This is a genomic window from Pedobacter puniceum (assembly GCF_009674685.1).
Classification (GTDB): Bacteria; Bacteroidota; Bacteroidia; order Sphingobacteriales; family Sphingobacteriaceae; genus Pseudopedobacter; species Pseudopedobacter puniceum.
The window spans coordinates 349,229-371,088 of record NZ_WKJI01000002.1; the positions used below are offsets into that span (position 1 = coordinate 349,229).

The following is a 21,860-nucleotide window of genomic DNA, read 5'->3' on the forward strand; positions in this document are numbered from 1 at the left end:
TTTATCATGAATATCAAGGGCAGAAAAGTAGCTGTAGTTGGTATGGGTGGGGTTTTCCCTACCTGTAATAATTTGGATGAATTTGAACAAAAACTATTCAGCAACCAATCTCTTATCAGATATTGGGATAAAGTAGCTGCTCATGGAAAAAAGGTACGTTCACATGTTGCAGGTTACATTACTGAATCAGAAGTTCACTTGCAGCCTGTTTATTCTACTCTACTTCAAGGATATCCCGAAACTTATATAGACTTACTTAATCGCATACCGGATCATAATTTAGCTACGGCGGATATCGGAAGCATTTGGGCTATGATAAGTACTGCTGATGCTATAAAAATGGCTGGCTGGACAACTGCCGAGGTAGAATCTGAACAAACTGGTGTTGTTGTAGGTTCTGGAAGCTGCGGTAATGAAATACAGCGCATTGCGTGGAATAGTTTTTTTGTTCTGGGCAATAAAACCCGCTTTTTAGGTGGCCATAATATAGATAGAGGTATGGTTTACAGAGAGGCTGCTAATATCTCTTGCTTTATAAAAAATAAAGGTATTTGTGAAGCTATAGGATCAGCTTGCGCTACTGGCCTAGGTAATATTGGCTATGCCTACCGTATGATTAGTTTTGGCTTGCAAGACCGCATTGTAGCAGGTGGCGTAGAAGGTACAGCTTTAGAAAGCTTTTTAGGCTTTGATGGTATGCAGGTTTTAAGCAGAGGGTTTGAGCCTCATGAAAGTTCTAGACCTTTTGATAAAGATAGAAACGGTTTTGTTTGTTCTTTTGGTGCTGGCATAGTTTGTTTAGAAGCTTATGATTTAGCTAAAGCCCGTGGTGCAAATATTTTAGGTGTTATAGATGCTTATTTTAATAATTCTGATGGTGATGGAGATATGTTTGCTCCTTCATTTAATGGGCAACGCCGCTTATGGCAAGGGCTTTTAAAAGATATTCCTTATAAACCAGATGTGGTAAAAGTACATGGTACTTCTACACCAACTGGCGATGCTATTGAATTATTAAGTGTTGTTGATAGTTTAGGTGATAAAGGATATCATATTGCAGCGCCAAAATCGCAGTTTGGACACATGTTGGGTGCTGCTGGTGCTGTAGAATTTATTGCAGCAATATTAATGCTAAAAAGACAAGAAGTTTTACCTTGTTTAAATGCCGTAAACTTAAATCCAGAGCAAGAAACTTTTCAAACCACATCAAATTGGGAAGGCTCTAAAGAACCTTTAGCCTATTACAGAGATTTATTGCAACAACAAAGCTTCTCAAAAGAAATAAATAGTATTACTTGTTTAAATTATGGTTTTGGCGGTACCAATAGCGCCATGTTAATCTCTAGAGATGATAAATAATCAAAACAAAATAGCAGTAGTTTTTGGTGTAAGAAATGAAAGCTCTATTGCTTTCCAAATTGTATTAAAACTACACGAGTCAGGTTCTAAAGTTGCAGTGAGTTATACCGAGGAAACCAAGGATGAAGTTTTAACTTTGTTAGAAACACATCAGATTTCGGCTATCACTTATCAAGTAGATATTAGAAACGAAGCAGAAATTACAAGCTTTCTTAACCAAGTTTACCAAGAATGGGGTGCTATAGACTACATATTACATGGCGTGGCTTTTGGAAACCAAAACGTAATGTGTAGTAGTTTTCCAGGATCCTCAGAACCTGCACCACGTTATTTAGATATTCCTCTTGAAGATTTAATAGACTCATTTAATATTAGCGCTTACTCTTTGTTAAGAATTTGCAGAGTTGCAGAACCTCTTTTAGCGAAACAAGCCTCTATTTTAACTTTAACCTATAATGCATCGCAAAGGGTTTTTCCTAATTATGCTGGGATGGCTATCAATAAAGCAGCTTTAGAAAATATCATGCAATATTTAGCTCATCATTTTAGGAGTACAGAAGTTAGGGTTAACGCTATATCAGCAGGCTTAGTCATGACAACCTCGGCTGGTGGTGTAAACGGCGTTAGAAAACTTCGTAAAATTGGAAAAATTACCGCCCCACTTGGCAATGTAAGCGCAGCAGATGTGGCAAATACCGCTTTATACTATTTTTCAGATTTATCTAAGAAGGTTACTGGTAATATCCATTTTACAGATGGTGGTTTTAATATTATGGGAGTAGCCATAGATGAAGCATAATTTAGAAGAAACCCTAAATAAGCTAATCCCAAAAAATAATTTCGCTTTGGGTAATGATTTAGTTTTCCTTCCGGATTTTAAGCTTTCTTTTAACCCTTTATTTAAACAAAAAGTTTATACACCTTTAGAAATTGATTATTGTGAACTTTTTGAGGATAGTATTTTAAGATACGCATCTACATGGGCCGCTAAAGAGGCTGTTTATAAGGCAATAAAACAAATCAATAGTAAAGCACTACCTTTTAAAAAAATAGAGATTTTAAGAGAAAAAATCTCAGGAAAACCAGAAGTAAAGCTATCAGATTATTATAAAAACCTAAAAATTAGCCTTACCATAAGCCATGATGGAGAATATGTTTGGGCGGCTGCAATGATAAGAATATAAACATCAATGACTAATCATTTCTTTGAGCATTCTCTAGCATCAGTTCATTATTACAAATTTGGTAGCGGGCCAAAAGCTATGCTTTGTTTTCATGGTTATGGTATGCATGGCAAACAATTTAAGTTACTTGAGGAGCATCTAGGTACTGATTATACCTTTTATGGTTTTGATTTATTTTTTCATAAGGCAACTAAACTTAGAAATAATGATTTAGCCATCATTAAAAAAGGTATTAGTAAAAAGCAATTAGCTAAACTGTTTACCGATTTTTGCGATGAGCAGCAAATAAACAAATTTTCAATTTTGGCTTATTCTATGGGTTCGCATTACGCTGCAACAATTGTAGAAGAAGTACCAGAAAGAGTTTCTGAATTTATTGCTGCCGCACCATCAAGCTTAAAACCTGGTTGGTTGGTAACTTTTTTAAGTAGAAAGAAACTAGGTAATAAAGTGTTAGAAAAACTAGCTTTAAGCGATAGCGGAATGCACAAACTTTTAAAATTGATTAAAAACCTTAAAGTTATTGACCAAAAAATTTATGAGATATTATACAAAGAAATAGCAACTTACGAACTTAGATTTTCTTTTTATGCTTGTTTAACCTATTTAAAACATTTAAAGATAAATCATCAGAAGTTTGTAAAAAACCTTAACCAATATCAAATAAAAAGTATTTTTATTTTTGGAGCTAGAGATAAAAATTATCCGGCTAAAATAGCAGAAAATACCATCAAAAAATTACACTGGGCAAAACAAGAAGTTTTAGATGCTAACCACGAGATGATTAACGGAGAGTTTCCTTATCACTTAAAAAAACTATTGAATGATTATTAAAGCTAAACTTTTACCACGACCAATTTTTATGGCAGCCGCTCGTTTGCTGATGTGGTTTTTGAAAAAACGCTTTAACAAAATGGTTATTCATGATGTACCACTTCAAAATAATTCCTCTTATTTACTAATGTGTAATCATTTAAGTTTTTGGGATGGCTTTTGGGCATGTTATTTAGCTTATCAGGCTATCTATCCTAAACAAAAACTTAATGGCTTTTATTTCATGATATTAAAAAAGCAATTACAGAAAAATCTTTGGATGAGATATTTTGGAGGCTTTTCTATTGTGCCACATTCTAAAACTTATATAGAGAGCTTAAGTTATACGGCTGAAATATTAAGCAAACCCGGAAATTTAGTAATCATGTTTCCACAAGGTAATTTAGAATCTCAATATGTTAGACATATTGAGATAAAAGATGGTATTTGTAAGCTATTACCTATGGTGAAAGGAAAATGCCAATTACTTTGGAGCAGTAATTTAACCGAATATTTTGAAAGTCTAAAGCCATCAGTTTATTTTCATATGTTAGATTGTGGTAACCATGATGATTTTAATTTTGAAGCCTTTAAGATTAAGGTTAACCAGCATCATCAACAAGCTATTAAAAATCAATTTAGATTTACAGAAGAACCCATAAATTAATCGGCGCCAAGCCTTCTTAAACCTTCCTTAGCTTTATTTTCGATACTGTTTTCGTATTCATGATTTTTCATACTAATAGCTTGATTGTAAAAATTTACAGCTCTGCTTTTATCACCTTTCTCCTCAAAAATTAAAGCCATATTTAAAGCAGCGTTTGCAGCATAGTAATAAGTACTTTGTTTACCCGCGTAAATAGTTTTTTGATAATTGATTAAAGCTTCTTGCGATTTATTTAAGGCGTCATAAATCCTGCCTAAACGATAAAAATATTCTATTTGATCTCTTTGTAGTTTAAAATCACTTTGATTTTTGTCTTTCAAATAAGCTAACGCTCTAGTATAGTATCCTCCGTCATAACTTAACCGAGCTCTTAATAAATTAACATCCGGAGCTTGTTCATTAGCTTCTTTTAAAGCCTGTTTGTCTTTCTCGTCGTATACATTACCTTTTACTTTAACCATTTTAATAAAAGCTTGATATTTAGCGATATCATTTTTCAGATAATAGTAATAGGCTAATTTTAAATAAGCATCCTTAACATAATTAATACCTTTATATTCATTAATATATCTTCCTAGATAAACATAAGCATCAGAATCATTTCTGTTAAGTTTAGCATTTCCGATGAGATAATTTAGCTTAGGGAAATTGACATATTGCGCACTTTTAGTTGGTCTTCTTTGTAGAAACTTGATAGCATCATCGTTATGCGCATTTCTGTAAGCAACATAGCCTTGCAAATAGGTTTTCAATAAGCTATCATCACCAAAAACCGATGTAAGATTTAAAATTTTTTGATAGCTATTTTTACTTTGTAGAAGATCTGTTTCTATATAGCACAATAAAAAAACTACTTCTTCTTTATAAAAACTATAGGGTGTTTGTGATATTGATGTTGTAAGTTGATCTAGTTTTTTAATGCCCAGTGTTGCATTTCCTTTGAAGCCAAAAGATTGTAAAACGCCTTTTATATTAGCTGGGATAGACCCTAAGATTACATTTACTAAACCTATACTTTTCTGATTAGGTAGAAAAGTTGGGAATTTTTTTTCATTCTCTCTCAATAAATTATCTGCCTTTTTAATGTCCAAGCCAGAGGATAGGTAATCCTGAAATCTGCTTTTAAGCATCCCCCATTGCAAATTAACTTCAGCCTGAGCAAAAAGATAATATGGTGATTTAGAATCCTGCTTTTCTAAAAGACTTAATCTAGTACTTTTTAAATTCTTTAATCGCTCATAATCTACTTGATTTTCGGATACCAAAAGACTAAAAAAATCAATATAATTTTCTAATAAAATGATGATTCCGTTATTGGGATGCTGTTGTTTCTCGGCTTTTAAAATGGCTTGTGCGTCTTGAATTCTTAAATCAAAAATAGCCTGATAGGCTTGAATACAATTATTATTGAAATCAAAATTTGCTTTAAGCTGTGTGGTTAAAAAGGCAAAAAAAACAGTAAATAAAAATACTTTTTTGAACATGGTTAATATCTAGTAGATAAACATGGGTAAATATCAGGGTTTATTTGTAAAACTTGGTGATAGGAGCAATAAAAATGCCTGATGTTGTAAGTTTTGATGATTAAAAAATATTTATACTCTATATGTATTCACATAGTCTTATCCTACGTTTATCTTACGTTGGTCTTACGTTATTCTTACGTTAAAAGTATAATTAATCTTTAGTTGACTCTATATAATCTAATGGCTTGATGATAAAAAATTTACCTGATGGCGTATGAGCTACAACTTCCAGCCTCTTTTTTGGGTCTGCCAGAACTGATTGAGCATACTGAAAAGCCCTAGCTAATCTACTTTTGTCTTTCTAGTATTTAATAAACTAGATACTAAAATCAAAACTATTACCTCCTAAATCTCGTTTGGATAATTATCTTTGAGACTAAATATGAAAAAGATTCTCCTTTTATTTTTGCTTGGCTTGTCTTTAAACAGTTACTCGCAAAAAAAACTTATAGATAAATTCTTCTCGCCCGATACCAATAGACATAATAGTTTTTTACCAGTCCCGGTTATAGCTTATACCCAAGAAGCAGGTTTTGAATTTGGTGGAGCTGGTTTATATTCTTTTTATCTGGATAAAACGGATAGTTTAATTAGACCTTCACAACTTTACGGATTGGCTTATACCAGCACTAAAGGCCAATCGCAGGTTTCTATAAGATCTGATTTATGGTCGAGAGGCAACAAATGGCATCATTTATACGACGCTAGATTCTATAATTTACCTTTTAATTTTTACGGTGTAGGTGACGCTACTTTAAGAAGTAACGAAGATAAACTGATACAAAGACGTTTCAGACTTAACGCCGAAGTAGAAAGACAATTAGCTAAATCTTATTATCCGGGTTTGGGTGTAGAGTTTGAATCGCAAAGCTTTAGAGATGTAGAACTAGGCGGATTTTACAACAACACACCTTTCTTTGATAAGGATGGAGGAAACTTCATTTTATTTAAAATAACACAATTAATAGATACCAGAAATACCAACATTTACACAACTAAAGGTTTTTTTACAAGATTGCGTTATGGCTATGCTCCTGATTTTTTTAAGCAGCAACAATTTGAAGGAACTTTATTCACTTTAGATTCTCGCTATTTTTATACACCGCATAAGAAATTCACCATAGCAGCACAAGGTTTTATGGAAGCGGTGAGTAGTAAAAGAGAAATTCCGTTTTATATGCTGAGGCAAATGGGTAACGACCAAATTATGAGAGGTTATTACATGGGCAGGTATAGGGATGAAAATTATGCTGCCATACAAGCAGAAATTAGATTTAGACCTGTAGACCGTTTTGGATTGGTTGCATTTGGAGGTACCGGAACTGTTTATGCGAAAAACAACTTTTCTGTTAATAGGTTAAAACCTAATTATGGTATTGGTGGCAGGTTTTTCTTTGATTTAGATAAAAGTTTAGCCCTAAGAGTAGATTATGGCTTTGGCGAAAAACCTTTAGGCGAAAAGAGGAATTCTGGCTTGTATATTTCTTTAGGAGAGTCTTTTTAAACTCTCCTAAAACTTAATTTTAAAATCTTCTTTGGCTATCCCTTTTTTAAAGAAAACTAAGCCTATCCAAAATAAATCAACCGTTACACTTACCTGCGGGTGTGCTTTAATTTCTGCCCATGCTTCTTTCATACCTTGGCTCCAGTAAATATCATCAAAAATAAGCAAGCTATTTTCGTGTACTTTTGGCAAACACCAATTGAAATAGTTCAAAGTAGCATCTTTACGATGGTTTCCATCCACAAAAACAAAATCTAGCTGTTGTTGGCTTTGTAGCAAAACTGGCAGGCGTTCATCAAAATTACCTACTTCTAATTTTATACGCTCTAAACCCAATTTATCAAAATTTTCTTGTGCTACTGCAGCAGTTTGGGGGCAACCCTCCATGGTTATCACTTGTAAATTTTCATCGGCCTTAGCCAAATAAGCTGTTGTTACGCCTAAACATGTACCAAGCTCTATTAAAGTTTTAGGCTTTGTATATTGTACTAAACGGAATAACAGTTTTGCTAAACGAGGCGATTTAAGTGCATTTTTTGCCAGTTCTTTTACAGCTTTAACTTTCTGATTATTAAGATGTGACCCAGCTCCTAAATCTGTAATGGTTACATTTCGATGATCTTGAAGTAAATTTTTACGTAATTCTTCGATACTTTTGTATTCGGGTTTATCTTTGAAATCGTAAATTACTTCATCTATAAGCTTGTAAACAAATGGTGAATGTACACCATGACGCGTTTTGGCATTGATTCTGTGGGCGATGTAGTCTAAGGCGAATGATATATTAAACATGATGGCGAAGATATGAATTTGCGTTGTGATTGAGTATAGGGTAATTGAGTATAGAGATACTAGATGTGAGACTTTAGATTTTAGAATTTTTAATCATGATTGACGAAAAAGAAATAGCTTCTTTAATTAAATTACTGGATGATCCTGATCCGGAGATTTTCTCGCATATAGAAGAAAGGATTTTATCTTATGGCAGTGAAGCTATAGGCTTTTTAGAAAGTGCCTGGGAGCAATCTTTAGACACCATTCTACAAGAACGTATAGAAAACTTGGTGCATAAAATTCAGTATCAAAATGTACGTGAAGATTTAGCTTTATGGTACCAAAGTGGTGCTTTTGATTTACTTCGCGGAGCTTTAATCATCAACAGGTATCAATATCCAGATTTAAACGAGCAGAAAATCATTAACCAAATTGAGGCTATTAAAAGAGATATTTGGCTACAAATGATGTACGAGGCTAGCCCGGTTGAAAAGGTAAAACTTATCAATCATATCTTTTATAATATCTACGGTTTTTCTGGTAATACCAGTAATCATAAAGACCCGCAAAACTCCTACATCAGTCAGGTTTTAGAAAGTAAAAAGGGTAATCAAATTAGTTTGGCTATTATTTATGCGGTTATAGCTCAGAAATTAGACATTCCTATTTATGGTGTAAATCTTCCGCAGCATTTTATTTTAGCTTACGAAGATGAACAAGAAAAACAAAATGAAGAAAATGGCATCCTATTTTATATCAATGTTTTTAACAAGGGTTACATCTTTGGTAAAAGAGACATTGATATGTTCTTAAAACAATTACAAATTCAGCCAGAGAAATACTTTTACGAACCTTGTTCGCATACAGAAATTATTAAAAGGGTGATTAGGAACCTTATTAGCGCCTACGAAGAGTTAGGCAGCACAGAGAAAGTTAAAGAATTGATTGGCTTGTTGGAGGTATTAGAGTAAGGCCTCTCCCCCTCTCTCCAAAAGAAGTCTCTTTTAGACAAAAGAGAGGGAGCCGACTTAAGAATCGATAAAAATTTATTTAAGTTCTTATTTCATCCAATTTAATAAAGTTTTAAACCAATCTTCCTGAGTTGTAGGGTTGTTCAACCCGAAACCATGTCCACCAGCTTGGTACAAATGTACTTCGCTTTTTACTTTAAACTTCTTCAAATTTAAACTGTATTGGATGCTATTTTCTACCGGAACTGTTTTATCATCCATGGCGTGTACAAGAAAAGCAGGTGGTGTGTTAGCATTTACTTGAAGTTCATTAGAATATAAAGTAATTTGTTCATCAGTAGGCTGTGCACCTAATAAATTTGTTCTAGAGCCATTATGTCTAAATTCACCAAAAGAAATCACCGGGTAAATCAGGATAGAAAAATCTGGGCGTAGGTTGGTATTATTATCATTTTTGATAACGGCTTTATCAAAATGTGTTGAAGCAGTTGAAGCCAAATGCCCGCCGGCAGAAAACCCCATAATACCTACTTTAGCAGGATCTATTTTATACTGAGCAGCATTTTCTCTTACATACTTTATTGCTTGTTGTGCATCTTGAAGCGGACCAATACTTTTATCTTCCATAATAAAGTCTGATGGAAGACGATATTTTAAAACAAAAGCTGTAATACCTGCTTCTGCAAATCTTTTGGCAACATCATAGCCCTCATGTTTAATGGCTAAAATAGCGTATCCACCACCTGGGCAAATTACTACAGCTTTACCTGTTTCTTTTCCTTTTGCAGGAGTAAAAACTTCTAGAGTTGGTTTTGTAACCTTACTAACTCTAGTTTTGCCATCTGTACCTACTACAGTTTGTTCTACATAATCTGTAGCTGTTTTAGCACCCGGTACACCATTTGGATATAATTCTATCACCTTGTTTTGGGCGTTGGCTAATTGGGCAAAGCCGATAAGCATCATAAAGATAATTTTTTTCATCATTTTAATGAGTTCCTCCAAATTCCATTAAATAAGACTTTAAAAACTCGTCTAAATCTCCGTCTAATACAGCTTGTGCATTAGAGGTTTCATAATCTGTTCTTAAATCTTTAACCAATTTGTATGGATGTAAAACATAATTTCTTATTTGCGAACCCCACTCTATCTTCTTCTTATTTCCTTCTATAGCTGCAGTGGTTTCTCTGCGTTTACGCATTTCTATCTCAAATAATTGAGATTTTAATAATCGAATAGCGTTTTCTTTATTTTGTAATTGCGAACGAGATTCTTGGTTTTTAATGATAATACCAGAAGGCTTGTGGTACAACCTTACTGCAGTTTCTACCTTGTTTACATTTTGCCCACCTGCACCACCAGATCTAAACGTTTCAAATTCAATTTCTGATGGATTTACCTCAATTTCTATGGTATCATCAATCAAAGGATAAACATAAACAGAAGCAAAAGAGGTATGTCTTTTAGCATTGGCATCAAAAGGAGAAATTCTTACCAAACGATGTACACCGTTTTCGCCTTTTAAGTATCCGTAAGCAAAATCTCCTTCAAACTGCAAGGTTACAGTTTTGATACCTGCAACATCGCCTTCTTGCGAGTCTTGTTCTATTACTTTATAGCCATTTTTCTCGCCCCACATAATGTACATACGCATGAGCATGCTGGCCCAATCGCAACTTTCTGTACCACCAGCTCCGGCAGTTATTTGTAAAACGGCATTTAATTGATCTTCCTCGGCAGAAAGCATATTTTTAAACTCCAGATTTTCTAATTCTGTAGTTGCCTTTTGGTAAGCTTCATTAACATCATCTTCTGTAGCTTCGCCAGCCTGAAAAAACTCTAGCATAACACCAGCATCTTCAATAGCTGCAAAGGCAGAATCGTAAGCATCTGTCCAGCTTTTTTTTATTTTGATAGCATGTAATACTTTCTCTGCTTCTTTAGGATTATCCCAAAAAGTAGGTTCTAGAGAAAGTGCATTCTCGCGGTGTAATTCGGTTAGTTTAGCATCAATGTCAAAGATGCCTCCTCAGAGACGTTACCCTGTCTCTTAAATCCTGTAGTTGTTCTTTCGTCATATTCTATACTGTATCTGCAATTATTTCTTAGCTATTAATTCTATATCAAACTCAATTACTGTATTAGGGCCTATGATACTTCCTTGTCCGGCACCTGTTTCTCCATAAGCTAATCTTGATGGTACAATAATTTTTATTTTACCGCCTACGCCAATTTTAGGTAAGGCAATTTTCCATCCTTCAATTAACTCAGAAAGTTTTGAATTTAATGGGTTACTGGCAGTTCTAGAATCAAATACAGCACCGGTTAACAATCTGCCTGTATATGCAATGGTAATTTCTGAATCTACAGTAGGGAAATTACTATCTCCAGCAGCACTTATTTGATAATAAAGACCTGAAGCATCTTTAATAGCTGTGATATTTTTTTCTGTTAAGTATCTGTTAATGAGCCTATCTTCGTATAATTCTAAATTGGTATCGTCTACAACTTCTATTCTGGTATCTAAAATAGAATTACCCGGTACGTTTGTTCCAAAACCATCTTTACCATAAGCTAAATAAGAAGGAATAAGTATCCTTACCACACCGCCTTTTCTCAACTTTCTTATGCTTTCTCTCCAAGGAATGGGTTTGATATAACCTACAAAATCTGCCTGGGTAGGGTTGTATATAGATGTTTCGTAATTTACAGCTTTATTGATAGAAGTTGTTTTCTGACCGATTCTAACCTTATCAGAATATTTTAAAATCGGCAAATTACTATTTCCTTCATCTATCACCTGATAATAAAAACCTGTGGTATCTTTAGTGAAATTGAGGTTATTGCTTCTGATATATTCTTGTATTAATTGGTCTTCAATTTCTTTTAAACTTCTGGTTTCCTTTTCGCAGGAAATAGCTAATACACTAATGGCTAAAAGTAAAAACCCGAATAATTTCTTTATCATCTTATTGTATCTGTGTTAATTCAATTTCAAAGTCTAAAACGGCATTTGGTGGAATACTTCCTACACCACTAGGACCATAAGCGTATAAAGATGGGATTAATAATCTGATTTTCCCGCCTTTTTGTATTAAGGGAATGCCTAATCTCCATCCAATAATTAAATTACCTAATCTGCTACTGTATCCTGTGCCACTATCAAAAACATTTCCGTTTAATAATCTGCCTGTATAATTTACAGTTATGTTAGGATTGTTATTGGTTTTATAGTCGAAATTACCTGTCCCAGCATTGATAATCTGATAGTACATACCCGATTCATGCCTTACCGCATTGATGTTGTTATCGGTAATAAAACGCTTGATAATCTCTTCGTCTTTTTTTAATTGTTCTTCTGCTTGTTGATAAGGGTCAACTGTATCTTTCTTTAAACAAGAACTAAATAATGCTGTAACCGCAACTAAAATTAACCAAACGTACTTCTTCATCTTTAATAATTTACAAATTTATTTATCTTTTTATATAAACCTAAGCTTTAACATTATTTAACGTCAAATTACAGATTATGTGTTTGTCTGTTACGTAAAAAATCATTCATACTGATACACTATAGCAAATTGGTTACAATAATTAGAGGGATAAAGGAATGAAGTCTGGCTGAAAATGTATATTTAGATTTTAATAGATAATCATCATGAAAAAGTATTTCTTGGTATTCATCATCAGTTTATTTTGTTTGATAAAATCTGAATCTGTTATGGCGCAAAAAGAAAATGGAAAATTTGTACATACTGTGCTCTTTTGGTTAAAAAACCCTGAAAGTAAAGAAGACCGTTTAAAGTTTGAAACATCTCTTACAACTTTCTTAAAGGCATCTAAACACATTAGTAGTATGCATTTAGGAACTCCTGCTAGCACCAACAGACCTGTAATAGATAATTCTTACAGTTACTGCTTAATGGTGACTTTTGTTTCTAAAGAAGCACATGATAAATATCAGGAAGAAACTGCCCATAAAGTATTCATCAAAGAAAGTGAGCATTTATGGAGTAAAGTTTTGATTTACGATTCTGAGAATATTTTGAAATAGTTAAACTTAGAATTTAAAAACCGATAAAATCGGCAAACCATATATGCACTCGTTACAAACGAGCGCAATGTAAAAAGCCAGCCTAAAAGATTATAGGCTAGCTTAAAAAATATCTTAAACTTACTTTTTAAAGAACATTCTGGTAATAAAAATACCTCCTGAATCGTCTTTACCAGCATGGCTTTCGACGGCACTGGTAACATAGATGAATTTAAAGCCAGCTGCTTCTAATTCCATAATTCTTGCCCCAATCATGGCATCGTTAGAAGCTATATTTTGAAAATTGATACCCGCCGCACTAAAAAAGTTCAATAATTTGGCTTCATCAAAATTTTCTACTTTTAATTCGCTTCTGCTTACACTTTTTTGATCAGATTTTTGTCCATCTGTACGACTGGTACGAAACTGCTCGGTATTAACTTCAGTTGTATTTTCTATCATTCTTGATCTTCCCAAACCCATAGGAACTATAGATTCTACTACGGTTACTATCTTCCACTCGCCCAACTTTTCAGTGGTAGTTTGAGCCATAGCAACTACATTTAAGCACATTGCCACGGCAATCGTTAACATTATCTTTTTCATATGATTTAAATTTTATTTGCTTAAAGATAAAGAATAATTGGAAGTATATTTTTAAAGATTTTAGCGAAGGCAAGCTTTATAAATTTATAACCGATAGCAGGGCTTAAGCCGTATTAGGCATTCGTTACAGGCTGGCGTAAATATGAGAAACAGACGCTATAAAAACAAAAAAGTTCGAGGTGAAATAACACCCCGAACTCAAGTATAAATTTAGTTAGTTAGTTTTTATACTTTTCTCTTTAGTAGCAATATTTATTAGCCTCTATCAATTGTTTTGCTACTCTTTGCCTTGCATCTTTGATGTTAAAAGGTGCTACTTTAGTAAACCTTCTTAAGCCCATCAACATCATATTTAATTCATCGCCTTCGGCAAAAGAATTTAATGCTTCTTTACCTGCTAAATAAACTTTATCAACAGCTTGTTGCATATAAATACGCATCATATCAATTTGTCCGGCAGCAGCTTCTTCGCCACGCATCGCAACTAATTTCTCTACTCTTAAAATGGTTGATTCAGCAATGTAAGCCTCACCAATAATATCGGCTATATTCATCAAGATTTCTTGCTCTTTAGCTAAAGTCATCATCAGTTTTTGTACCGCAGCTCCGGCTATCATTAAACCTGCTTTTTTGATATTCTTTAGGGCTTTCTTCTCGGCTGCAAATAAAGCATCATCCTCCTCAGCAAAATCAGGAATAGACATTAACTCGCCCGCTACCGCTTGTGCTGGTGTCATCAAATCTAGCTCGCCTTTCATAGCTCTTTTCAAGAGCATATCTACAATAAGCAAACGGTTAATCTCATTGGTGCCTTCGAAAATACGGTTGATACGGCTATCGCGGTAAGCTCTATCCATAGGAGCATCTGCAGAGAAACCCATGCCGCCGTAAACTTGTACGCCTTCATCAACAATATAATCTAACATTTCTGAACCCCAAACTTTTAAGATGGCGCACTCTACCGCAAATTCCTCGGTAGATTTAAGTTTAGCCTTACCAGAATCCATACCTCCGGCAACTAATCTATCATAAGCATCATCAATATTTTGTCCGGCCCGGTAAGCAGCGCTTTCAACCGCAAAGTTGCGGGTGGCCATTTCTGCTAATTTGTATCTGATAGCTCCAAATTTTGAAATTGGAAGCCCAAATTGAACTCGCTCATTTGCATAATTAACAGCATAATCTATCACCTTACGGGATGAGCCAATAGCCGCAGCCCCTAATTTAATACGACCAATATTAAGAATGTTCACAGCTATTTTAAAGCCGTTTTCACGCTCTGATAGCATATTTTCTACCGGAACAGGGCAATCGTTAAAGAAAACCTGACGGGTAGAAGAACCTTTAATACCCATTTTATGCTCTTCTGGGTTCATGGTTACGCCACCAAAATCTTTCTCTACGATGAAAGCTGTTAAATTTTTATCATCATCTATTTTAGCAAAAACAATGAAAACATCGGCAAAACCACCATTGGTAATCCACATTTTTTGTCCGTTGATGATGTAATGCGTACCCTCTGCATTTAATTTAGCCTTTGTTCTTCCGCTATTAGCATCAGAACCAGAGTTTGGCTCTGTTAAACAATAAGCCGCTTTCCACTCGCCAGAAGCAAGTTTAGGAATGTATTTAGCTTTTTGCTCCTCGTTACCATAATAAAGAATAGGTAAAGTACCAATTCCGGTATGTGCTGATAAAGCTACCGCGAATGAGTGACCAGCACCTACAGCATCAGCTACCAACATAGAAGTATTGAAGTTTTTACCAAAACCGCCATATTCTTCCGGAATTGAAACGGCTAGTAAACCCAGTTCTCCTGCCTTATCCATTAAAGATGGCATAAGACCTTCTTCCAACTTATCAATCCTATCCAAATTTGGGAATACTTCTGCTTGTAAGAAGTCTTCGCAGGTTTTCTTAATCATTAATTGTTCTTCATCAAACTCTTCTGGAATAAAAACATCCTGAGCTAAAGTTTCTTTAATGATGAATTCTCCGCCTTTTATTTGTACTTGCATAGTTTATAATGATTTTATGGAGTAAAGATTCTACAACACCGACTCTTTACTCGGTTTGGTTAATTAGTGTCTAATTTTAAAGCATCTCAAAAATTCCGGCGGCACCTTGTCCAGTGCCCACACACATGGTTACCATACCGTATTTTTGATTTCTTCTTTTTAACTCATTAAAAATTTGTACAGATAATTTTGCTCCTGTACAACCTAGTGGATGCCCTAGCGCTATAGCACCCCCGTTTACATTTAATTTGCTAGTATCTAGATTTAATTTTCTGATGATAGCTAAAGATTGCGATGCAAAAGCTTCGTTCAGCTCAATTAAATCAATATCATCTTGTTTTAAATTGGCTTGTTTTAAGGCTTTCGGTATGGCTTCTATAGGGCCAATACCCATAATTCTTGGTGGCACACCTGCTACCGAATAGCTTACCAACCTAGCAATAGGTTTAACATTTAACTCTTTTAGCATCTCTTCAGAAACTACTAAAACAAAAGCTGCTCCGTCTGATGTTTGAGAAGAATTTCCGGCAGTAATAGAGCCTCCGGCTGCAAAAACTGGTTTCAGCTTAGCTAAAGCTTCTAAATTTGTATCCTTTCTTGGGCCTTCATCTGTATCAACCACATATTCTCGAGTTTTCTTTTTCATTTGCTCATCTAAATAAGTTTCTGATACTTTAATAGGCACAATACCATCTTTTAAATGCCCATTTTCTAAAGCTGCTACAGCTTTCTGATGCGATTCAAAAGCAAATTTATCTTGGTCTTCTCTGCTAACTTCAAACTCTTTAGCAACTGCCTCTGCAGTTAAGCCCATACCCCAATACCAATCTGGGTTTTCCATCGCTACTTTAGCATTAGGTACAATTTTCCATCCGCCAAAAGGCATACCCGACATCACCTCTACTCCGCCAGCAACAATGCAATGCGCCATTCCTGCTCTTATTTTTGCTACTGCTGTAGCAATGGTATCTAAACCCGATGCACAATATCTATTAACGGTAACACCCGGCACCTTATCAGTTTTTAAACCCATTAGGGATACCATTCTTCCGATGTTAAGTCCTTGTTCTGCTTCCGGAGTTGCATTACCTACAATCACATCGTCTATTCTTTCTACGTCTAAACCCGGTACAGAGGCTACTAAATGCTGTATCACCTCGGCAGCTAAATCATCTGCTCGGGTAAATCGAAACACCCCTCTTGGAGCTTTTCCTACTGCTGTTCTGTATCCTGCTATGATGTATGCTTCCATATTTTTATATTTTATTTAGATATGCGTATTGAGTAGAGTGTATTGAGACGCCTATCTATTGTTTTAAACTTTATTTTTGATTTACGCATTTTCTAAAAAAACGCTCATTTAATACTTTATTTATTTAATGAGACTTGAAGCTTATAATTCATCTTTTATATCTCATCAATCTTATCTAATATTTTATCAGTTTCTTCGATTTCTAGAAACCCAAGTTTATTTGCGATTATTAATTGAGTTTGTAATTCGTAAGAAGAGCCATTTGCAATCCCTAAAAACTGTTTAAATTCTCCGGCACTATTTCTGCCTGCACCTTCAGAAATATTTGAAGAAATTGAAACAGCACATCTACGAGTTTGAGAAATTAATCCAAACTTTTCATCAGATGCAAATCTTGAAGTAAGCTCATAAACCTCAACTGCAAGCTCTATCGCCTTATTCCAAATCTTCAATTCTTTAATGTTGTGCATCTTCTTTATGCTTAATTATAATAAATTTAGGTAGAGCCGTCATACTAGGTGCGCTATACTCAATACCCATTACACTATACTAAATGAACTAATTTCTTAGAGGTTTCCCCTTAGTTATAATACTCTGGATTCTCTCCAATGTCTTTTTCTCTCCGCAAAGGGATAAAAAAGCTTCGCGTTCTAAGTCTAGCAGGTATTGCTCGCTTACCAATGTTGGTGCTGATAAATCTCCGCCACACATCACATAACCTAGTTTTTGGGAGATTTTCTGATCATGTTCTGAAATGTAATTTCCAGATTTCATGGTATTGGCACCGGCATAAACCATCCCAAGACCACTTTTTCCTAAAACTTTAATATCTGTTCTTCTTACGGGTTGGGTATAACCATTATTGGCTAACTCAAGCGCTTTTTCTTTAGCATCAGCAATCAATCTGTTTTTATTCATGCTGATAGAGAATTTATCTTTTTGCAGATAGCCTAAATCATAAGCTTCTAGGCCAGAGGTTGATACTTTTGCCATACCAATGGTTAAGAATCTTTCTTTCAAGACGTTTTGCTCTATTTGTCCATCGGTAAATTCATCCGATGCTCTGAGGGCAAACTCTTTACTTCCGCCACCGCCAGGTATTAAACCAACACCAAACTCTACCAAGCCCATATAGGTTTCTGCACTTAGCTGTACATGGTCTGCATGTAAACAAAACTCGCAGCCACCACCAAGCGTTAAATTGTGAGGTGCTAAAATCACCGGGATAGAAGAGTAACGGATACGCATGGATGTATTCTGGAATAACTTAACAGCCATATTTACCTCATCCCACTCTTGCTCTACAGCCATCATAAAAATCATCCCTACATTGGCTCCGGCCGAGAAATTAGCGCCATCATTACCAATAACTAAACCTCTAAAATCTTTCTCGGCAATATCAATAGCTTTGTTAATGCCAGTAAGTACCTCGCCACCAATAGTGTTCATTTTGGTGTGGAACTCTAGATTTAAAATACCATCGCCCAAATCTGTTAAAGTTGTTCCGGCATTTTTCCATACCGTTTTGGTACTTCGTATATTATCCAAAATGATAAATGCTTCTCTACCCGGGATAACCTTATAAGATTTTGATGGGATATCGTAATACTTCTTAATACCGTTTTCTACTTTATAAAAAGAGATGTTTCCAGCATCAAGCATTTCTTTTACCCATGCTGCTGGTTGGTGCCCATGTTGTTGCATAATAGCTATTCCCTCGGCAACACCAACGGCATCCCAAACTTCGTATGGGCCAAGTTCCCAACCAAAACCTGCTCTCATGGCATCATCAATACGGAAAAGCTCGTCTGAAATTTCTGGAATACGGTTAGAAACATACTCGAATAAACCTGCAAAAGATATTCTAAAGAACTCACCAGCTTTGTCTTTTCCATTAGCAAAAACCTTCATGCGTTCTGCTAAATTCTCTATAGGTTTTGTAGCTTCTAGCGTTGCAGATTTTACTTTCTCTTGCTTTCTATAAGTAAGAGTTTTTAAATCAAGTGCCAATATTTCTGATTTTCCATCAGCATCTTTAGTCTTTTTATAAAAGCCTTGCTTTGTTTTATCGCCCAGCCAATTATTGGCTTGCATATGCTTTACGTATTCTGGAAGTACAAATTTATCTCTAGCTTCATCATCAGGAGCATTTTGATATAAACCATTAGCCACATTAATCATGGTATCTAAACCTACAACATCTGTTGTGCGGAAAGTTGCAGACTTAGGTCTGCCCAGAGCAGGTCCGGTAAATTTATCTACCTCTTCAACCGTTAAATCCATTTTTTCTACCAAATGCAACAATGCCATAATAGAATAAACACCAACTCTATTGGCTATAAATGCCGGAGTATCTTTACATAAAACGGTAGTTTTACCCAAATATAAATCTCCATAATGCATTAAGAAATTAACAATAGCATGATCTGTATCTGGTGTAGGTATAATTTCTAGTAATTTTAGGTAACGCGGTGGATTAAAAAAGTGCGTACCACAAAAATGCTTTTTAAAATCATCACTCCTACCTTCTGCCATCATATGGATAGGGATGCCAGATGTATTAGAAGTAATTAAAGTACCTGGTTTACGATATTGCTCTACTTGGTCATAAACTTTCTTTTTTATTTCAAGATTTTCAACCACTACTTCTATTGTCCAATCGCAAGAAGCAATATCCTTCATGTGGTCTGTAAAATTTCCGGTTTTAATTTTATTAATAACCGTTTTATTATAAACCGGCGAAGGATTACTTTTAAGCGTATTCTGCAAGGCAGTATCAACAATACGATTACGTACTTTTGGATGCTCTAAAGTTAATCCTTTAGCTTGCTCATCGGCTGATAATTCTTTAGGAACAATATCAAGTAAAAGCACTTCTACACCTATATTAGCAAAATGGCAAGCTATACGCGAGCCCATGATTCCTGATCCTAAAACAGCAACTTTCCTGATAATTCTTTTCATCTGTTTATCCTTTTATTTTTATTAACGAGTATGGTTTGAAATAGCTTAAGTTTTAATTTCTATGAGTTTTGATAAACCAGAAGAAATTAATCTGTCTCATACTCTGTGGTTAATGTGTTAATCTTGATTAAGGAATTAATAAGTATTTCTCTCTCCTTTTCTGATAAATGGCTATCTAAATAGTCATTAAATTTCCTTACTACCACCCTGGCTAAATGCCTTTTTTCTTTTCCTTTCTCTGTTAAATAAACTTTAACAGAGCGTTTATCATTTTGGTGAATTTGTCTGAAAATAAGCCCATCTTTCTCTAGGTTATTAAGCATTCTGCTTAAACTGGTTGATTTTAGCCCCAATAAGGATGCCACCTCTGATACGGTTGTACCTTCAGATTCATGGATGTTAATGAGTAAATAGCCAACTGATTGTGTAATGCCAAATCCGGCAGCAATTTGATTATATTTGTTTGCGATTGCCTGCCAGGTTACCTTAAGATGATAGTCTATAGTTTCTTGTGGTTTCATAATGAGATTAGGTGATTGAATACCAAATATAACAAGTCCATATTTATTATGCAAGCATAATAAATTTTTTCCCTTCTTTTTTCTTTTGGATTGGTTTTTGCTTTCATAGACTGATTTTCGCAAGATTTACTCAAAAAGGAATCAAAACATCTTTTTCATTTTAAATAAAAAAAGCCTTTGGTATTAAATACCAATCACAGCAATATGATTTTAATTGTTGACGATAAACCAGAAAATATTTATTCATTAAAAAGGCTTTTAGAGTCTAAAAAATTTGGGGTAGATACCGCCTTGTCTGGTGAGGAAGCTTTAAAAAAAGTCCTTAAAAACAACTATGCTCTCATTATTCTAGATGTTCAAATGCCAGATATGGATGGCTTTGAAGTAGCCGAGACCTTGGCTGGCTTTAGTAAATCAAAAGATATACCCATTATATTTCTTTCTGCTGTTAATACCGATAAAAAATTTATTGCCCAAGGCTATGCTTCTGGAGCTATAGATTATGTTACCAAACCTGTAGACCCAGATATTTTAATATTGAAGGTGAAAACATTTTATCGTTTATACGAACAAACTACTGCCCTAAATGAAATACAAACCGCTTTAAGAGCCGAGATAGAAATCAGAAAAAAAGTACAGGCAGAACTTAAAGAAAGGGTAGAACAATTACACTCTACGCTAGAATCTTTACCTCAGGTTGCTTTTACATCAGATCCAGAGGGAAATATTGAATTTGTTAATAAACAATGGTTTAGGTATTCTTTATCAGCGAAAGCGTTCCCTTATACCCACCCTGATGATAAAAATATTGAGCAAGAATGGACCATTTGCATGTTTACAGAGAGCCCTTTAGAATTGGAAGTACGTATAAAAGAGCTTAATTCTGATGCTTACCATTTCCATTTGCTTAGGATTATCCCGATAAAGGAAAAAGATAAAGTGGTAAAGTGGGTAGGTACTTTTACCGATATAGAAGACCAAAAACAGATTGAAAAAAAGAAAGATGAGTTTTTAAGTATTGCCAGCCATGAATTAAAAACGCCTTTAACTAGCATTAAAGCTTATGTGCAATTATTACAAAGAAGCTTAAAAAACAACCCAGATAATACGGCAAACACCTATTTAGAAAGAGCACAGTTGCAACTCTCTAAACTAAATAATTTAATTGCTGATTTGCTAGATATCTCCAAAATAGAAAGCGGTAAATTAAAGCTCAATAAGAAGTTGTTTAACTTTGAAAATCTGCTTTCTAGTGTTACTGATATTATCCACCAAACACATGAAAACGCAGAAATAATAAGAAAAGGAACTTTAGTAAATCATCCCATTTTTGCCGATGAAGTGAGGATAGAACAAGTTTTAATAAATTATTTAACCAACGCTCTTAAATACTCGCCAGACAATAAACAAGTTACCATAGAAACAGAATTACATAATGGACACCTGAAAGTTATTGTCACGGATTTTGGCATTGGTATCCCTTTAGAAAAGCAGAAAAACATATTTGGCAAGTTTTTTAGAGTAGAAGAATCGTCTCTGAGGTTTCAAGGATTAGGAATTGGGCTATATATCTGTTCAGAAATCATCAGACAACACCAAGGTACTTATGGCGTAAACAGTAAAGAAGGAGAAGGTTCTTCATTTTATTTTACAATACCCATTTAAAAT

The 21,860-nt window shown here is 34.6% G+C and carries 21 protein-coding genes; 9 read left to right on the top strand and 12 right to left on the bottom strand.

Translation table 11 applies throughout. The features are described 5' to 3' along the window. Positions 1-6 precede the first annotated feature (6 nt). The 5 genes from GJJ64_RS08145 to GJJ64_RS08165 are packed head-to-tail and all read left to right on the top strand — an operon-like array spanning position 7 to position 4,023. The gene (locus tag GJJ64_RS08145) at positions 7-1,359 is read left to right on the top strand and encodes a beta-ketoacyl-[acyl-carrier-protein] synthase family protein (protein WP_154287312.1); all 1,353 of its coding nucleotides are present in this window, start codon (positions 7-9) and stop codon (positions 1,357-1,359) included. Continuing rightward, a complete protein-coding gene (locus tag GJJ64_RS08150; RefSeq protein ID WP_154287313.1) occupies positions 1,349-2,158 on the top strand; it encodes an enoyl-ACP reductase FabI in 810 nt (269 codons plus the stop codon). Before GJJ64_RS08145 ends, GJJ64_RS08150 begins: the two co-directional genes overlap by 11 nt. Further along, on the top strand, positions 2,148-2,543 hold the full coding sequence (locus tag GJJ64_RS08155; RefSeq protein ID WP_154287314.1) for a holo-ACP synthase: 396 nt from the start codon (positions 2,148-2,150) through the stop codon (positions 2,541-2,543). The genes GJJ64_RS08150 and GJJ64_RS08155 overlap by 11 nt, the downstream gene beginning before the upstream one ends. A 6-nt stretch (positions 2,544-2,549) precedes the next feature. Next, the gene (locus GJJ64_RS08160) at positions 2,550-3,377 is read left to right on the top strand and encodes an alpha/beta hydrolase (protein ID WP_154287315.1); all 828 of its coding nucleotides are present in this window, start codon (positions 2,550-2,552) and stop codon (positions 3,375-3,377) included. Next, a complete protein-coding gene (locus GJJ64_RS08165) occupies positions 3,367-4,023 on the top strand; it encodes a 1-acyl-sn-glycerol-3-phosphate acyltransferase (protein WP_154287316.1) in 657 nt (218 codons plus the stop codon). Before GJJ64_RS08160 ends, GJJ64_RS08165 begins: the two co-directional genes overlap by 11 nt. On the opposite strand, the gene GJJ64_RS08170 is transcribed toward GJJ64_RS08165, so the two are convergent. Next, positions 4,020-5,507 (bottom strand): tetratricopeptide repeat protein, encoded by a 1,488-nt coding sequence (locus tag GJJ64_RS08170; RefSeq protein WP_154287317.1) that lies wholly within the window; start codon positions 5,505-5,507, stop codon positions 4,020-4,022. The genes GJJ64_RS08165 and GJJ64_RS08170 overlap by 4 nt on opposite strands. A gap of 424 nt (positions 5,508-5,931) precedes the next feature. On the opposite strand from GJJ64_RS08170, the gene GJJ64_RS08175 reads away from it, so the two are divergent. Further along, on the top strand, positions 5,932-7,053 hold the full coding sequence (locus GJJ64_RS08175) for a BamA/TamA family outer membrane protein (RefSeq protein WP_154287318.1): 1,122 nt from the start codon (positions 5,932-5,934) through the stop codon (positions 7,051-7,053). Between the two features lie 6 nt (positions 7,054-7,059). On the opposite strand, the gene GJJ64_RS08180 is transcribed toward GJJ64_RS08175, so the two are convergent. Beyond that, a complete protein-coding gene (locus tag GJJ64_RS08180) occupies positions 7,060-7,845 on the bottom strand; it encodes an O-methyltransferase (RefSeq protein WP_154287319.1) in 786 nt (261 codons plus the stop codon). Positions 7,846-7,940: 95 nt separating this feature from the next. Between GJJ64_RS08180 and GJJ64_RS08185 the strand changes: the two genes are divergently transcribed. Further along, positions 7,941-8,798: a transglutaminase-like domain-containing protein gene (locus GJJ64_RS08185; protein WP_154287320.1), complete on the top strand. Its 858-nt coding sequence runs from the start codon at positions 7,941-7,943 to the stop codon at positions 8,796-8,798. A gap of 87 nt (positions 8,799-8,885) precedes the next feature. On the opposite strand, the gene GJJ64_RS08190 is transcribed toward GJJ64_RS08185, so the two are convergent. The 4 genes from GJJ64_RS08190 to GJJ64_RS08205 form a co-directional block, all read right to left on the bottom strand. Next, positions 8,886-9,782 (bottom strand): alpha/beta hydrolase, encoded by an 897-nt coding sequence (locus GJJ64_RS08190; protein WP_154287321.1) that lies wholly within the window; start codon positions 9,780-9,782, stop codon positions 8,886-8,888. Positions 9,783-9,786: 4 nt separating this feature from the next. Continuing rightward, positions 9,787-10,876 (bottom strand): peptide chain release factor 2 gene (prfB, locus tag GJJ64_RS08195; RefSeq protein WP_154287322.1). Its coding sequence is split into 2 segments (ribosomal slippage): positions 9,787-10,815 and positions 10,817-10,876, totalling 1,089 coding nucleotides; the frame shifts between segments, so codons are not numbered across the junction. A gap of 20 nt (positions 10,877-10,896) precedes the next feature. Beyond that, entirely contained in the window at positions 10,897-11,766 is an 870-nt protein-coding gene (locus tag GJJ64_RS08200) for an FKBP-type peptidyl-prolyl cis-trans isomerase (protein WP_154287323.1), read from the bottom strand. 1 nt (position 11,767) lies between these two features. Then, a complete protein-coding gene (locus tag GJJ64_RS08205) occupies positions 11,768-12,250 on the bottom strand; it encodes an FKBP-type peptidyl-prolyl cis-trans isomerase (protein WP_154287324.1) in 483 nt (160 codons plus the stop codon). Positions 12,251-12,456: 206 nt separating this feature from the next. Here GJJ64_RS08205 and GJJ64_RS08210 point away from each other — a divergent pair, with 206 nt between their 5' ends. Continuing rightward, entirely contained in the window at positions 12,457-12,852 is a 396-nt protein-coding gene (locus tag GJJ64_RS08210; RefSeq protein WP_154287325.1) for a Dabb family protein, read from the top strand. Positions 12,853-12,972: 120 nt separating this feature from the next. Here GJJ64_RS08210 and GJJ64_RS08215 read toward each other — a convergent pair whose 3' ends face one another. The 6 genes from GJJ64_RS08215 to GJJ64_RS08240 form a co-directional block, all read right to left on the bottom strand. Further along, positions 12,973-13,437, bottom strand: a complete 465-nt coding sequence (locus GJJ64_RS08215; protein ID WP_195759260.1) for a hypothetical protein — start codon at positions 13,435-13,437, stop codon at positions 12,973-12,975. Between the two features lie 239 nt (positions 13,438-13,676). Further along, a complete protein-coding gene (locus GJJ64_RS08220) occupies positions 13,677-15,455 on the bottom strand; it encodes an acyl-CoA dehydrogenase family protein (protein WP_154287326.1) in 1,779 nt (592 codons plus the stop codon). A gap of 76 nt (positions 15,456-15,531) precedes the next feature. Next, positions 15,532-16,707 (bottom strand): acetyl-CoA C-acyltransferase, encoded by a 1,176-nt coding sequence (locus GJJ64_RS08225; protein ID WP_154287327.1) that lies wholly within the window; start codon positions 16,705-16,707, stop codon positions 15,532-15,534. A 155-nt stretch (positions 16,708-16,862) separates the two neighbouring features. Then, positions 16,863-17,177 (bottom strand): four helix bundle protein, encoded by a 315-nt coding sequence (locus tag GJJ64_RS08230; protein WP_154287328.1) that lies wholly within the window; start codon positions 17,175-17,177, stop codon positions 16,863-16,865. Positions 17,178-17,265: 88 nt separating this feature from the next. Continuing rightward, complete coding sequence (locus GJJ64_RS08235) at positions 17,266-19,671, bottom strand: 3-hydroxyacyl-CoA dehydrogenase/enoyl-CoA hydratase family protein (RefSeq protein WP_154287329.1); 2,406 nt, start codon at positions 19,669-19,671, stop codon at positions 17,266-17,268. Positions 19,672-19,757: 86 nt separating this feature from the next. Continuing rightward, entirely contained in the window at positions 19,758-20,192 is a 435-nt protein-coding gene (locus tag GJJ64_RS08240) for a MarR family winged helix-turn-helix transcriptional regulator (protein WP_154287330.1), read from the bottom strand. Between the two features lie 204 nt (positions 20,193-20,396). Here GJJ64_RS08240 and GJJ64_RS08245 point away from each other — a divergent pair, with 204 nt between their 5' ends. Further along, positions 20,397-21,857 (top strand): ATP-binding response regulator, encoded by a 1,461-nt coding sequence (locus tag GJJ64_RS08245; protein WP_154287331.1) that lies wholly within the window; start codon positions 20,397-20,399, stop codon positions 21,855-21,857. Positions 21,858-21,860 lie beyond the last annotated feature (3 nt).

Bases quoted from the DNA above. Each gene is read 5' to 3' on its own strand.
- GJJ64_RS08210 (WP_154287325.1), top strand. From the start codon at position 12,457: ATGAAAAAGTATTTCTTGGTATTCATCATCAGTTTATTTTGTTTGATA.
- GJJ64_RS08185 (WP_154287320.1), top strand. From the start codon at position 7,941: ATGATTGACGAAAAAGAAATAGCTTCTTTAATTAAATTACTGGATGAT.
- GJJ64_RS08160 (WP_154287315.1), top strand. From the start codon at position 2,550: ATGACTAATCATTTCTTTGAGCATTCTCTAGCATCAGTTCATTATTAC.
- GJJ64_RS08245 (WP_154287331.1), top strand. From the start codon at position 20,397: ATGATTTTAATTGTTGACGATAAACCAGAAAATATTTATTCATTAAAA.
- GJJ64_RS08170 (WP_154287317.1), bottom strand. From the start codon at position 5,507: ATGTTCAAAAAAGTATTTTTATTTACTGTTTTTTTTGCCTTTTTAACC.
- GJJ64_RS08225 (WP_154287327.1), bottom strand. From the start codon at position 16,707: ATGGAAGCATACATCATAGCAGGATACAGAACAGCAGTAGGAAAAGCT.
- GJJ64_RS08175 (WP_154287318.1), top strand. From the start codon at position 5,932: ATGAAAAAGATTCTCCTTTTATTTTTGCTTGGCTTGTCTTTAAACAGT.
- GJJ64_RS08240 (WP_154287330.1), bottom strand. From the start codon at position 20,192: ATGAAACCACAAGAAACTATAGACTATCATCTTAAGGTAACCTGGCAG.
- GJJ64_RS08215 (WP_195759260.1), bottom strand. From the start codon at position 13,437: ATGAAAAAGATAATGTTAACGATTGCCGTGGCAATGTGCTTAAATGTA.
- GJJ64_RS08180 (WP_154287319.1), bottom strand. From the start codon at position 7,845: ATGTTTAATATATCATTCGCCTTAGACTACATCGCCCACAGAATCAAT.
- GJJ64_RS08150 (WP_154287313.1), top strand. From the start codon at position 1,349: ATGATAAATAATCAAAACAAAATAGCAGTAGTTTTTGGTGTAAGAAAT.
- GJJ64_RS08145 (WP_154287312.1), top strand. From the start codon at position 7: ATGAATATCAAGGGCAGAAAAGTAGCTGTAGTTGGTATGGGTGGGGTT.
- GJJ64_RS08165 (WP_154287316.1), top strand. From the start codon at position 3,367: ATGATTATTAAAGCTAAACTTTTACCACGACCAATTTTTATGGCAGCC.
- GJJ64_RS08220 (WP_154287326.1), bottom strand. From the start codon at position 15,455: ATGCAAGTACAAATAAAAGGCGGAGAATTCATCATTAAAGAAACTTTA.
- GJJ64_RS08235 (WP_154287329.1), bottom strand. From the start codon at position 19,671: ATGAAAAGAATTATCAGGAAAGTTGCTGTTTTAGGATCAGGAATCATG.
- GJJ64_RS08200 (WP_154287323.1), bottom strand. From the start codon at position 11,766: ATGATAAAGAAATTATTCGGGTTTTTACTTTTAGCCATTAGTGTATTA.
- GJJ64_RS08205 (WP_154287324.1), bottom strand. From the start codon at position 12,250: ATGAAGAAGTACGTTTGGTTAATTTTAGTTGCGGTTACAGCATTATTT.
- GJJ64_RS08190 (WP_154287321.1), bottom strand. From the start codon at position 9,782: ATGAAAAAAATTATCTTTATGATGCTTATCGGCTTTGCCCAATTAGCC.
- GJJ64_RS08230 (WP_154287328.1), bottom strand. From the start codon at position 17,177: ATGCACAACATTAAAGAATTGAAGATTTGGAATAAGGCGATAGAGCTT.
- GJJ64_RS08155 (WP_154287314.1), top strand. From the start codon at position 2,148: ATGAAGCATAATTTAGAAGAAACCCTAAATAAGCTAATCCCAAAAAAT.